The organism is Bacillus sp. GW823-FHT06A10, from assembly GCF_058795375.1.
This window is the reverse complement of the sequence record NZ_JBXAHT010000005.1, coordinates 85,134-98,975: the sequence shown is the minus strand read 5'-3', so window position 1 is coordinate 98,975 and position 13,842 is coordinate 85,134. Positions and strand designations below refer to the sequence as shown.

Here is a 13,842-nt window from a genome sequence, read left to right as displayed (position 1 = left end):
TGTTTTTGTGCAAATGTAACTACAGTTGTTGTATAAGTAAGCATAGTTCTTTGCTCCCTTTCTCCTCTGATTTTGAAGTTAGTATACTACATGTTTTTTTGAATGAAAAGAAAAATATAAAAATTTTTATAAAAATACGTTTTAAAGATTAAATATTTACCTATATTTTTCTTGTACTGGAAAATAAGTGAGAGATTGGCAGAAGAGTGAAGCATGTTATAATACATATAGAATTAGAAGGTGACAAGGGGCTATTGTAGATGATGAGTAAGTATGAACAAATTTATACAGAAATCAGTAAATCTATTGATAATAAACAATTAAAAGAGGGATGCAAAATTCCATCAGAAACAGAATTAATGAAGCAGTATGAGGCAAGCCGAGGCACGGTAAGAAAAGCTGTAGATTTACTGCAAGAGCGTGGATATGTGCAAAAAATTCATGGAAAAGGTGTTTTTGTTTTAAAGCGAAAAAATATTGAATTTAATTTTGGCGGTATTGTAAGTTTCCAAGAAGAAAATGAACGTTTAGGACGTCATTGTATTACGGAAGTTGTGGAAATGGACAAAGAAAAAGCCACAAAAGAAATTGCGAAATTATTAAATGTAAAAGAAAAAACAGAGATTGACCATATTAAACGTGTACGAAATATTGATGGAGAAAAAGTAATTTTAGATATAAATCATTTTGTATCTGAATTTATTCCAGGATTAACGAAAGAAATTGCAACAGCATCGATTTATAAATACATCGAGAAAGAGCTTGGGCTACATATTAGTTATTCGCAGAGGGTAATAGAAGTACAGCCATGTACAGAGGATGACAGAAAGTATTTAGATTTAAATGGAACAGACTATGTTGTCGTTGTGAAAAACTTTACACATTTGTATGATGGAAGTCAGTTCGAATATACAGAATCACGCCACCGTTTAGATATTTTTCATTTTTCGGATGTGGCACGCAGGAAGTAAAGAGGTGGAACAAAATATTGTTTCATCTCTTTTTTTATAAAAAAAAAACACGAACTCGTATATACGAGTGTTGACTAACTTATATATACGAGTTAATATGTAATTGTAAACGGTATCAAAAAAAGAAAAGAGGGACGGGAATATGGGGAAAGACTATCGTAAAACAGCAGAGGAAGTGTTGCAGTATATTGGTGGGAAAGACAATATTGAACAAGCTGCACATTGTGTGACGAGGCTCCGTATCGCTTTAAAAGATGAAAGTAAAATAGATAATGATAAATTACAGTCTGTTTCATTAGTGAAAGGAGCGTTTCATAACGCTGGTATATTTCAAGTTGTAATTGGTCCAGGGGATGTAGATCGTGTTTACGCTGAATTGATAACGCTTGCAGGTATGAAAGAATCGACTGTAGCTGACGTAAAAGACTCTGGAAATCAGAAGTTAAATCCAGCTCAAAAGTTTGTAAAAATATTTTCGGATGTATTTATGCCTATATTACCAGCGATCGTAACGGCTGGTTTACTAATGGGTATTAACAATCTATTAGGGGCAAAGGACTTATTTTTTGATGGGAAAAATTTATTAGATGTTTATCCGAACTTAGGTGGGCTTTGGGATTTAATTAATATGATGGCCAATACAGCATTCGTATTCTTACCAGCACTTGTCGGGTGGTCAGCAACGAAGCGTTTTGGTGGTAGTCCAATACTAGGGATTGTTATGGGATTAATGCTTGTGCACCCGGCCTTATTAAACGCTTGGGACTATGGAAAAGCAGCGACTGGTTTAGAGGGTCAAAAGATTGAGTACTTCAATATTTTAGGACTATTCCAAATTGAGAAGGTAGGATATCAAGGACAAATTTTACCTGTTTTAGTAGCAGCATTTGTATTAAGTAAAGTGGAAATTTTCTTAAAGAAACATGTACCAAATGCAATTCAATTATTAGTTGTACCAATTACAACAATCGTTGTGACAGGTGTGTTAGCACTAGGAATTATCGGTCCGGTTACACGTCATATTGGAGATTTATTAACAGTAGGATTAGTAGGTGTATATGAAACAGTACCAGTAGTTGGAGCAGTATTATTTGGAGCGTTATATGCACCCCTTGTAATTACAGGTATGCATCATATGTTTATTGCAATTGATTTACAATTGATTGCACAACATGGCGGTACATTTATTTGGCCGATGATCGCTCTTTCTAACATTGCGCAAGGTAGTGCGGCACTTGCGATGTTCTGGATTTCTAAAAATCAAAATGATAAAAGTATGGCATCAACATCAGCCATTTCAGCATACTTCGGTATTACAGAACCAGCGATGTTTGGTGTGAATTTACGAAATAAGTTCCCGTTCTATGCAGCGATTATAGGGTCTGCTGTGGCAGCGATATTCATTACATTAAATGGTGTATTAGCACCTGCTATCGGAATTGGCGGATTGCCAGCATTTATTTCTATCATTCCGAAATCGATTCCAATGTTTATTGTAGGAATGATTATTGCAGTTGTAATCCCATTTACTTTAACATGGTTATTTGCAAAAAGAGTCAAACAGAAGTAGGAGGAAGTTAAACATGAAGGATTGGCATAAAAGTGTAGTCTATCAAATTTATCCGAAGAGCTTTAATAGTTATTACAATAGAGAAACCGGTGATATAAAAGGGGTTACAGAGAAACTAGATTATTTAAAAGAACTCGGAGTGGATTATATATGGTTAACACCGATATACCAATCACCACAAAATGATAATGGATATGATGTAAGTGATTACTACAGCATTGATCCATCTTACGGAACGATGGAAGAGTTTGAAGAACTTTTAGCAGAAGCGAAAGTACGTAACATTGAGATTATGCTTGATATTGTTGTAAATCATAGTTCGACTGAACATAAGTGGTTTAAAGAAGCGAAGGAAGATAAAAATAGTCCATATCGTAATTACTATATTTGGCGTGATGAAAAAAATAATTGGCAGTCTAAGTTTGGTGGATCTGCTTGGAAATATGAGGAGAAGACGGAGCAATATTATTTACATTTATTTGATGAAACACAAGCAGATTTAAATTGGGAAAATGAAAAACTTCGTGAAGAAGTATATGATATGATGCGTTTTTGGCTGGATAAAGGGGTAACAGGATTCCGATTAGATGTCATTAACTTAATTTCAAAAGACCAATGCTTTTTAAACGATGAAGGTAGTACTGCGACAAGTGATGGACGCAAGTATTATACAGATGGTCCGCGTGTTCATGAATATTTACAAGAGATGAACCGAAATGTTTTTGCAGGAAAAGATGTCATTACAGTTGGAGAAATGTCATCTACGACAATTGATAATTGTATTAAATATTCTAATCCTGAGCGTAATGAATTAAGCATGACGTTTAGTTTCCATCATTTAAAAGTAGATTATCCGAATGGTGATAAGTGGACGAAAGCAGAGTTTGATTTTATTAAATTAAAAGAGATTATGTCTAACTGGCAAATTGAAATGCAAAAGGGCGGAGGATGGAATGCGTTATTTTGGTGTAATCATGACCAGCCTCGCATCGTGTCACGCTTTGGTGATGATGGAAAGTACCGAAACGAATCTGCAAAAATGTTAGCGACAGCCATGCACATGCTGCAAGGAACGCCTTATATTTATCAAGGGGAAGAAATCGGTATGACGAATCCTAAATTTGAGTCCATCGAGCAATATCGTGATGTAGAATCGTTAAATATATACGATATAAAGCTAAAAGAAGGGCTATCAAAAGAAGAGATTATAGGGATTTTAAAGCAAAAATCTCGTGACAACTCTCGCACTCCGATGCAGTGGAATGAAGAGATGAACAGTGGTTTTACAACAAGTACACCTTGGATTTCAGCGGCTGAAAATTTTAAAGAAATAAACGTAGAGAAAGCATTAGAAGATAAAGAGTCCGTATTTTATCATTATAAAAAGTTAATAGAGCTTAGAAAAACGTATGATGTAATTACAGAAGGAGAATATGCTATTTTGGATAAAAATGATCCTAAAATTTGGGCATATACTCGTACTACAGAAAGTGAAGTACTACTTGTTATAAATAACTTCTATGGAGAAGAAATAACGTATTCAGTACCAGCGCACGTTCAGTTAGATGGAATGAAACAAGAAGTACTACTTTCGAATTATAAAGATGCCAGCAAGGATATTGCAAAACTTAACTTAAGACCATATGAATCAATTGTGTATCGATATACGAAATAAAAAGGTTGTATGCCCGAGCGGCATACAACCTTTTTATTTTAAGACACCACTATACAAAATGCTTACTTCTACTTCAGGTTTGAATTTTACTTTTGCATAATCTTTATTCCAATTTTTTTTCTTCCATAAGTTAGGATGATAAGCGATAAGATGTCTTCCAATACCGAAAGCATCACAATTTGCTTTTTGTAGTTTTCGTGTTATTTTTTTCGCTTCTTTCGTGAGTTGTTTAGAAAGTTCTTTATTTAGTTTTTCTCTATCGTCCATTGTATACATATTATCTCTTGGAGATTCAAGTGCTATAACTTTTAATTGGAGCTTAATGTGAGCATAAACATTTCCTTTTTTATCTGTTGTTATTTTTAAGTCGCGTTTTAATTTTCGATTACTAATTTCCATTGTTAAATAATCAGATGTCTTCTCAGATTCATCACTAGTCAGTTTTTGGGTTATACGGGCACTTGTTCCCATTTTTCCGGTTAATAACACGAATAAAACAGATTGTTTCAAAGGTAAATGCCCAGTTAATTTATCATTGTTAAATAAAGCTAACCCGTTTGTAACTACTTCTTTTCCTTTTATTTTTATAGAAGGAAGGGTAAAGTCTTTACCGGGATCTAACATTTTTGTAGCAGCTGTTTCTAAAGTTTCTTTTGGAAATACACTCATATCTTCTAAGCTTTTCACTTTTTTCTTTAGAAAATCTCCAATTAGTAAATTTCCTATTTTCTTTTTTTCGAGTATCTCCGATGTTTCACCATCTACTGCAATAAGTTTTACTAAAGCAGTTGGGTTTGTTGGATCTCGAAAGCTGACATCTAAATAGGGGAGTATACCCTTTTTTAGAATTTTGGTTCCGAGTAATTGAACACCATATTTAAAATAGCGAATATTCCCAGTCACATTTTTTTTTAGGGCATCGCCTGTATCCATTATGTTATGCCCGGTTGCTGAATATATTTCATTCTCAAATGAAGATTGCTCTCCGCTTGAACTTTTTACGAGCTCGATTGTTTGCTGGAGTTTATTCTCTTCCGTAATATCAGCTCCAACGCTATAAGCTAAACTTGCCTCCCTTAATGGTTCTTGATCCCAACAGCCAGAAAGGAGGGAACTAGCACATAATATTAAAAGTAATTTAACTCTTTTTTTGAACATACTGTTCTCCTTTCTTATTTCGTATCACAGAATAAAGTAGAAATAAAAGAGGAAGGACAACTATGAAAATATAGGTGAACTTATCAGTGAAAGTTGAAATTACTTTTAATTCTTCAGGTGTATCTATAAATAAGGCTACACTAAAAGCAATAATACCAACGATTGGAACAGCCTTTTTATGATTAGCAAGGTTGAATATATGTCCAATTCCGATTGAAGCAGCGCAGTAATAACTAGCAATAGAAGCGACAACTGTTATCATCCAAATTGGGATGAAGATTAGGTCCGTTCGATCTATAATTCCAATATGCAAGGAGCGTAATAAGTAAGCAACTGGCTCTGGAATAAGCTCAATTTGCTTTGGACTAAATACGATAAAGCAAATCCAAACGGTAAAAGTATAAAAAAGAGTTACAAATCCATTGGCGATAGAAATGGCCTTCAGTTTTGCGATAGAACTCCCATTTACTTTTGGGAAAGCGATAAGAATAATTTCAAAACCATACATGGCTGTAATTGTTTCCTTGGATGCTTGAATTATATTCCACCATCCGGCTTCTGTAATAGGAAAAATATAAGAGAAATCAGCTCGTGAAAGCCCTAGGGCAATTAAAAGGGCCATTGGAATAATGAGAATAGAGGCCATGACATAAAATCGTACGATGACTTTAAATGTGTTATAAGCTACATAACAACAAGCTACTGTACATAATATGAGAATTGCAGACCACGGAGTTGCGTGTAAAACCCATACTTTAATGACGTTACAAGCATTCAACATAACCGTCATACCGATAAGGGTAAAATAAAAAACATAAGAAAAGCCCAATAGTTTTCCTAACTTATTACCAAATAGCATACAAACACTTTTATACATATCTGCATCAGGAAATCGTTTTAAGAAAAGCCACATAAGTAAAATAATAAGTTGAATGGCAAGCCCCGCGATGAGCGCAGAAATCCAACCACCACCTTTTGCTATCGGATGAAGCCGGTTAGGTAGAGATAGTATACCGACCCCAATTTGGCATTGAATAACGAAAAAGGTAAATTGAACAAGTGAAATTTTACTTTGCGTGTTTGTCACCGTCCTCATCCTCTCTCGTTACAGGTTGGCGCTGCATTTTTTTCGGTTTTGGATCATGTGGTCTTTCCCAAAATGACCAAATTGGTAGTCTTATGAAAGAATCTTTCATATCTTTAATCCGCATCGGGGCAACAGGAGAAAGATATGGTGTATGAAATGAATGAAGCTGACATAAGTGAACGAAAGTTATAATGAGACCGAATGATATTCCTACATATCCGAATATGGCAGCAAGGAGCATTAATGGAAAACGAAGAATCCGAACTGCTGAACTCATATCGTTTGATGGAACGAGGAAAGATGAGATTGCAGTTAAAGCTACAACGATGATCATTGTGTAAGAAACGAGTCCAGCTTTTACAATTGCATCCCCAATTACTAAACCACCTACAATACCGATTGTTTGTCCAACGCGGCTCGGCAAGCGAATACCAGCTTCTCGTAATAACTCGAAAATTAACTCCATTAAGAGAGCTTCAAAAATAGGAGGAAGCGGTACTTTCTCTAATGAAGCTTTAATCGTATACACAAGTTCGAGCGGTAACACATCAGGATGAAAAGCGACAGTTGCAATATATAAAGCTGGTAAGAGAAAGGCAATTAAAAAACTTACTAAGCGAATCATTCGGACGAAAGAACCGACAATCCAACGGTTATTATAATCATCTGGTGATTGATAAAAAGCGAATAACGTAACCGGTACGATGAGTGCTGTTGGATCTCCGTCAGATAAAATAGCAACACGCCCTTCCATTAAATTAGCAACAGTTCTATCTGGACGCTCTGTATTTAATTGCTGCGGAAATGGGGAGAAAGACGTATCCTCTATAAATTCTTGTATGTATCCTGGTGGCATAAGTGCATCCGTTTTAATGGTTTCCAATCTTCTTTTCACTTCTATAACTAAATCGTCATTCGCTATATTTTGCATATAAGTAATTGCCACTTTCGTGTGCATTTCTTCACCGAGTGTAAAATATTTAACAACTAAATTTGGACTCTTAATGAGTTTACGAATAGAGGTTAAATTAGTTGCTAGATCCTCTACAAAACCAGTATGTGGACCGCGCACAACTCCTTCATTATCAGGCTCTGCTATATCTCTCTTTAAAGATAAGGCTGTTTCGAAAATACAAAAACTGTCGACGTGTTCATGAAAATATAAGGATTTACCTTGTAATAAAAGTTGTATCCCATAATTTAAATTCGTTTCTTTTTTCATATTTAACGTAGAAAAAGCTTTATCTAAAGATAAATCTGATCGCGTTAATAATGGCTCAAGGACTAACTGATGAATTAGATTTGGATCTGCTAAAGATTCGATATATAAGATTGTTCCTTTTCCGTTTTGAAAAGGGAGATCTAATTTTTTTATATCATCAGAATGAGAAAGTTTATTTTCAATGTAATTAATGTTCTCCGGAAGTGATGGAAACATATGCTTTTGGTTTTTACTCTCTTGTTGTTCTTTTTGCTCTGTCATAATTTCCACCTCTCTTAAAGTGCAATTGTTTCTGTTAATTTTTGTTGTTTGTGAGAAATTTATGCTTGAATTATTTTAAAAAAAAGAGGATTGAAGGTTACGTTACATTGTCTTTTGTGCATTATTCAATTTCATAGCAGTACTTCTAACATTTGTGTCGAATTAAGAAGATATATAGGAGGGATATATATGGAAATAGCTGTAGAACGTGTTTTTACGAAAGAGATTTTAAAAAGAGCAGCGAATTTGTTTCATGTAACAGTAGAAGAAAAGCCACTTGGAGATTTTGAGAATTATATTTTTAAGGCGAAGGGTGATAATGATGAAGATTACGTATTACGTTTAACACATTCTTCTCATCGTTCTAAACAAGAGGTAGAGGCTGAACTAGATTTTTTACGATATGTTGCGGAGAATGGGGCAAAGGTAGCAGGACCTCTTTATTCAACGTCTCGAAATCTCGTAGAAGAAATCGTAGCAGAGGATGGGACTTTCTTTTTCGCTTCTTTATTTACATATGCAAAAGGTGAGCCAGTAAAAGGAGCAGAATCGCCTTATTGGGGAGATGCTTATTTTGAAGCGTGGGGAAAAGCGATTGGGCAACTGCATCGCCTTACAATGGATTATCCTAAAACAGACTACCGTGAAACGTGGGAAGAAGACGAAAGTGGAATTGTTAATGAATTAGAAGATGGTCAAGTGAAAGAGATTGCAGCGGTATTAATGGATGAAATTAAGGCTCTTCCAGTTGAAAGAGAAACGTTCGGTCTTATGCACGGTGATATCCATCAAGGTAATTTCCATTATGATGGAAAAGAGCTTACAATCTTTGATTTTGACGATGCAGCTTATAATTACTTTATACATGATTTAGCGATGGTTCTATACTACTCTGTTCTATTTACACCGTGGACAGCAGAAGAGAAGACAGATTTTGCTCGTAAACAGTTACAAGTGTTACGAAAAGGATATGAGTATGAGCACAGGCTGGCGGATAGTTGGTATGAATCGATACCACTATTTTTACGTTTACGTGATATAGGTTTATATGGAACGCTTCAGAAGAAGTTTAAAGGGAAAGATATGCCTGATAACTTCTTGAAATTATCAGAAGAGCTATACGAAAGAATTATTAAAAGAGAAGCAATTGTGAATATATAATACATTTAGTTCAAAACAAAGTATATAAAACAAATATATACTTTGTTTTTTTATACAAAAATATGTTTACTTTATTAAAATAATATTGTCCTGGATTCGGTATACACTTATAATTTTATATATATTCTGAATATTCTTTATAAAGAAGGAGGGGGAATGTTGGAAGCTTTCGTAAATTGGTTAAATAATATTGTTTGGAGTCCAGCACTTGTTTATTTATGTTTAGGAGTAGGTTTATATTTTTCCATTCGAACGAAGTTTTTACAAGTAAGGCACGTAGGAGAAATGGTGAAGCTAACATTTCAAGGAGAAAAATCAGAAGCTGGTGTTTCTTCATTCCAAGCGTTAGCACTTTCATTATCAGGACGCGTTGGAACAGGAAATATTGCTGGAGTAGCAACAGCGGTTGCATTCGGTGGACCAGGAGCTGTATTTTGGATGTGGGCAGTAGCCTTTTTAGGGGCAGGATCAGCTTATGTAGAATCAACACTCGCGCAAATATATAAGACGAAACATCAAGGGCAGTTTCGTGGTGGGCCTGCTTACTACATCGAAAAAGGTCTAGGAGTTAAATGGTATGCTTTAGTATTCGTTGCAGCGACAATTCTTGCAACAGGACTTTTATTACCAGGTGTACAAGCAAATAGTATTGCTGTAAGTTTAGAAACAGCTTTTGGTATTAATACTACCGTATCAGGGGCTATATTAGTTGTCGTATTAGCTCTTATCATTTTCGGTGGAGTAAAGCGGATTGTTAACGTAGCGCAAGTTGTCGTACCGTTTATGGCAATAGGCTATATTTTAGTAGCTTGCGTCATTGTTGCTATGAATATTGAAAAATTGCCAGAAGCATTTATGTTAATTATAAGAAGTGCATTTGCATTAGAAGCTGCATTTGGTGGTATTATCGGTTTAGCAATTTCTTGGGGAGTAAAACGTGGTATTTATTCTAATGAAGCAGGGCAAGGAACTGGGCCACATGCAGCAGCAGCAGCTGAAGTATCACATCCAGCTAAACAAGGTTTAGTGCAAGCATTTTCCGTTTACATTGATACATTATTTGTTTGTTCAGCAACAGCATTTATGATGATTATTACAGGCATGTATAACGTATTTGATGCAAGCGGAAAAAACTTTATCGTTAATAAATTAAATGGTGCTCAGCCAGGACCAGGATATACACAGGCAGCGGTAGAATCTGTTTTCCCTGGATTTGGAAACGGTTTCATTGCAATCTCGCTATTATTCTTCGCGTTTACAACAATTATGGCGTATTACTACATTGCAGAAACGAATATAGCGTACTTAAATCGTGATAAGGATCGTCCTTGGCTGTCCATGATACTAAAGTTTGTATTTTTAGGAGCAGTATTCTATGGCTGTATAAAAACAGCAGCAACGGCTTGGGCTTTAGGCGACATTGGGGTAGGAATTATGGCATGGGTAAATATCATTGCGATTTTACTATTACAAAAACCTGCATTAGTCGCATTAAAGGATTATGAAAAACAGAAAAAAGAAGGAAAAGATCCAGTATTCGATCCAGGGCCATTAGGAATTAAAAATGCTGATTTTTGGGAGCATGAATACGGGAAAGATAAGAAAGAAGAAGTATCTTAATAGAATAGAAATGAAGAAGCAAAGGGGAAACCCTTTGCTTTTTTTTATGGACAAATTGAAGCTAAAAGTTATTTTTGGGACTATTTTTGAATATAAAAAGAATGTACATGCGTTGTTAGGGGAAGGGGGGAGTATGTTGATAGAATTTCGTAATGTAAATAAATATTATGGTAACTTTCAAGTTTTGAAAAATATTAATGTGCAAGTGAAAAAAGGCGAAGTAGTAGTAGTTGTCGGGCCTTCAGGATCAGGAAAAAGTACATTGCTTCGATGTATAAATCAATTAGAGGCAATTACAGATGGAGAATTAATTGTACAAAATACAGAGGTACACAATAAAAAAACGGACATGAATGAATTGCGGCGAAATATTGGGATGGTCTTTCAACATTTTTATTTATACCCACATAAAACAGTTCTGCAAAATATTACATTAGCACCGATTAAAGTAAATAAAGTTTCCAAAGAAGAAGCAGAGAAAACAGCAATGCTTTATTTAGAGAAAGTAGGAATCCCAGAGAAGGCTAATGTATATCCGCATCAATTATCCGGAGGACAACAGCAAAGGGTAGCAATTGCTAGAGGACTTGCGATGCAGCCGGAAATTATGCTGTTTGATGAGCCTACGTCTGCTCTTGATCCAGAGATGATTGGAGAGGTACTTGATGTTATGAAGGCGCTGGCTAAAGAAGGGATGACGATGGTTGTCGTTACACATGAGATGGGATTTGCTAGAGAGGTAGCAGATCGGATTTTATTTATGGATGATGGTCAAATTATTGAAGATACAACACCGGCACAATTTTTTGCAAATCCTGAACAAGAAAGAGCTCGTTTATTTTTAAGTCGGGTGCTAAATCATTAGAGGAGGAATTTCATGCTTAAAATGAAAAAGTTATTTACTTTAATCGTATTTTCATGTTTATTCGTGCTTGTTGTTGCTGGATGCGGAAGTAAAAAAGATGAGGCGAAAGAAACAAATACGAAGCAAGGCGGGGCTGTTGAACAAATTAAGAAGCGCGGGAAACTAGTAGTTGGAGTGAAGAATGATACGAACTTATTTGGCTTGAAAAATCCTTCAACAGGGCAGGTAGAAGGATTTGATGTTGATATCGCAAAGGCGCTTGCGAAAAAAATCCTTGGAGATGAAAAGAAACTAGAATTAAAAGAAGTAACGTCTAAAACGCGTATTCCACTACTGAAAAACGGTGACATTGATACAATTATCGCAACAATGACAATTACGGAAGAACGTAAAAAAGAAGTTGATTTTTCAGATGTATATTTTAAAGCAGGACAATCGTTACTTGTGAAAAAAGGAAGCAACATTAAGAGTATAGATGATATAAAACAAGGTGTGAAAGTATTAGCTGTAAAAGGCTCAACATCTACAAATAACATTCGTCAAAAGTCACCAGAAGCGACTGTATTAGAATTTGAAAATTACAGTGAGGCATTTACGGCGTTAAAAGCAGGAAAAGGTGATGTTTTAACGACAGATAATGCAATTCTTTACGGCATGGCAAAACAAGATTCAAATTATGAAGTTGTAGGGAAAATTTTCACGGATGAACCGTACGGAATTGCAGTGCAAAAAGGGGCAGATGATTTAACGAAAGAGATTAATACTTTAATTAAAGACATGAAAGCAAGCGGGGAGTATGACAAATTATATGAGAAATGGATTGGACAAAAACCAGAAAAGTAGATAGTAAAAGTGAGAGGATGAGAGTACTCATCCTCTTCTTGTAAAGAAAGAGGGGAGAATATGTGCCTGATTTTTCTATATTAACGAATAACATTGATATGTATTTAGAAGGGTTTAAATATACAGTTATGTCTAGTGTAATTGCATTGATAGGTAGTTTTATTTTAGGAGTAATTTTGGCAGTAATGCGTATTGCACCTATTCGTATTTTAAATTGGATAGGATCAGCTTTTGTGGAGTTTGTAAGAAATATTCCACTCGTATTAATTGCATTTATATTCTATTTTGCTTTACCTGTAATAGGAATTACTTTAAATGGTTTTGTAGCAGGAACAGTTACGCTTACGGTATATACGGCAGCTTTTATTGCAGAAGTAATTCGCGCTGGTATTTTATCAGTTGCGAAAGGGCAGATGGAAGCTGCTCGCTCTTCAGGGCTAACGTATGTGCAGGCGATGTATTATGTTGTCTTACCCCAAGCAGTGAAAATTGTAATTCCCCCTTTAGGAAACCAGTTTCTCAATTTAGTTAAAAACTCCTCAATACTTGGAATTATTGCTGGTGCTGATTTAATGTATCAAGGAGATTTAATTTCAACGAAGACGTTTGTTACGTTTGATGTTTATATATTTGTCGGGATGTTTTATTTAATATTAACAATTCCGCTCAGTATGCTAGTGCGTTATTTAGAAAAACGCTTAGCAAAGGAGGCGGTGTAAATGGATTTTAAGGGAGCTATAACAGGTGATCATATCCTCTTTTTATTAAAAGGATTGCTCATTACATTAGAGGTAGCGCTCGTAGCAATTGTACTTAGTTTTATTATTGGAAGTGTAATCGGTATATTGCGCTACACGAAAATACCTGTCGTCTCACAAGTATTAGGAATTATCGTTGAAGTGATTCGAAACTTACCACTACTGTTAATTATATTTTTCACTTATTTTGCACTTCCAGAAGCAGGCTTGAAATTAGAAATTATAACAGCTGCAATTGTTGCTTTAACAATATTTGAGGCAGCAATGATATCTGAAATTGTTAGAAGTGGTCTATTGTCTATTGAAAAAGGGCAGGTCGAAGCCGCAAGATCTTCGGGATTAACGTATGTGCAAGCGCTTTGGCATATTATTTTGCCACAAGCATTAAGGAGAATGGTTCCGCCGCTTGTCAGTCAATTTATTTCATTGCTGAAGGATACATCGCTAGCGGTTGTTATATCACTCCCTGAGCTTATACATAATGCTCAAATTATTAGCGGGCAAAATGTGAATTACATGATTCCAACGTTTATAGTAGTAGCTTGTATGTATTTTATCGTAAATTATAGTTTATCAATTTTATCGAGAAGATTAGAACTTCGTTGACTCTTACAATATATGTAAGGGTTTTTCCTTGTTTCTCCTTATTTT

General features: G+C 35.2%; 12 protein-coding genes. 9 read left to right on the top strand and 3 right to left on the bottom strand.

Annotation, left to right across the window (positions count from 1 at the left end):
• The first annotated feature begins 260 nt into the window (after positions 1–260).
• The 3 genes from treR (at position 261) to treC (ending at position 4,216) form a co-directional block, all read left to right on the top strand.
• Positions 261–971: a trehalose operon repressor gene (treR, locus tag AC1Q8M_RS25430; RefSeq protein WP_000987242.1), complete on the top strand. Its 711-nt coding sequence runs from the start codon at positions 261–263 to the stop codon at positions 969–971.
• Positions 972–1,113: 142 nt separating this feature from the next.
• Positions 1,114–2,541, top strand: coding sequence for a PTS system trehalose-specific EIIBC component (treP, locus tag AC1Q8M_RS25425; RefSeq protein WP_000513942.1), 1,428 nt, complete (start codon positions 1,114–1,116; stop codon positions 2,539–2,541).
• Positions 2,542–2,554: 13 nt separating this feature from the next.
• Positions 2,555–4,216, top strand: a complete 1,662-nt coding sequence (treC, locus tag AC1Q8M_RS25420) for an alpha,alpha-phosphotrehalase (RefSeq protein ID WP_000656151.1) — start codon at positions 2,555–2,557, stop codon at positions 4,214–4,216.
• 33 nt (positions 4,217–4,249) lie between these two features.
• Here treC and AC1Q8M_RS25415 read toward each other — a convergent pair whose 3' ends face one another.
• Genes AC1Q8M_RS25415 through gerKA form a run of 3 tightly spaced genes read right to left on the bottom strand, consistent with a single transcriptional unit; the run spans position 4,250 to position 7,944 of the window.
• Positions 4,250–5,374, bottom strand: a complete 1,125-nt coding sequence (locus AC1Q8M_RS25415) for a Ger(x)C family spore germination protein (protein WP_000474045.1) — start codon at positions 5,372–5,374, stop codon at positions 4,250–4,252.
• Positions 5,355–6,461, bottom strand: coding sequence for a GerAB/ArcD/ProY family transporter (locus tag AC1Q8M_RS25410; protein WP_000185797.1), 1,107 nt, complete (start codon positions 6,459–6,461; stop codon positions 5,355–5,357). Before AC1Q8M_RS25410 ends, AC1Q8M_RS25415 begins: the two co-directional genes overlap by 20 nt.
• Positions 6,442–7,944 (bottom strand): spore germination protein GerKA, encoded by a 1,503-nt coding sequence (gerKA, locus tag AC1Q8M_RS25405; protein ID WP_016513624.1) that lies wholly within the window; start codon positions 7,942–7,944, stop codon positions 6,442–6,444. Before gerKA ends, AC1Q8M_RS25410 begins: the two co-directional genes overlap by 20 nt.
• Positions 7,945–8,133: 189 nt before the next feature.
• Here gerKA and AC1Q8M_RS25400 point away from each other — a divergent pair, with 189 nt between their 5' ends.
• The 6 genes from AC1Q8M_RS25400 (at position 8,134) to AC1Q8M_RS25375 (ending at position 13,797) form a co-directional block, all read left to right on the top strand.
• On the top strand, positions 8,134–9,105 hold the full coding sequence (locus AC1Q8M_RS25400) for a phosphotransferase enzyme family protein (protein ID WP_000401646.1): 972 nt from the start codon (positions 8,134–8,136) through the stop codon (positions 9,103–9,105).
• A gap of 159 nt (positions 9,106–9,264) precedes the next feature.
• Positions 9,265–10,725 (top strand): alanine/glycine:cation symporter family protein, encoded by a 1,461-nt coding sequence (locus AC1Q8M_RS25395; protein WP_492334208.1) that lies wholly within the window; start codon positions 9,265–9,267, stop codon positions 10,723–10,725.
• Between the two features lie 10 nt (positions 10,726–10,735).
• The gene (locus AC1Q8M_RS25390) at positions 10,736–11,590 is read left to right on the top strand and encodes an amino acid ABC transporter ATP-binding protein (RefSeq protein WP_307839161.1); all 855 of its coding nucleotides are present in this window, start codon (positions 10,736–10,738) and stop codon (positions 11,588–11,590) included.
• A gap of 12 nt (positions 11,591–11,602) precedes the next feature.
• Positions 11,603–12,433, top strand: a complete 831-nt coding sequence (gene glnH, locus AC1Q8M_RS25385; protein WP_098855749.1) for a glutamine ABC transporter substrate-binding protein GlnH — start codon at positions 11,603–11,605, stop codon at positions 12,431–12,433.
• Positions 12,434–12,495: 62 nt separating this feature from the next.
• On the top strand, positions 12,496–13,152 hold the full coding sequence (locus tag AC1Q8M_RS25380) for an amino acid ABC transporter permease (protein WP_001112667.1): 657 nt from the start codon (positions 12,496–12,498) through the stop codon (positions 13,150–13,152).
• Positions 13,153–13,797, top strand: a complete 645-nt coding sequence (locus AC1Q8M_RS25375) for an amino acid ABC transporter permease (RefSeq protein ID WP_072940986.1) — start codon at positions 13,153–13,155, stop codon at positions 13,795–13,797.
• The last annotated feature ends 45 nt before the right edge of the window (positions 13,798–13,842 follow it).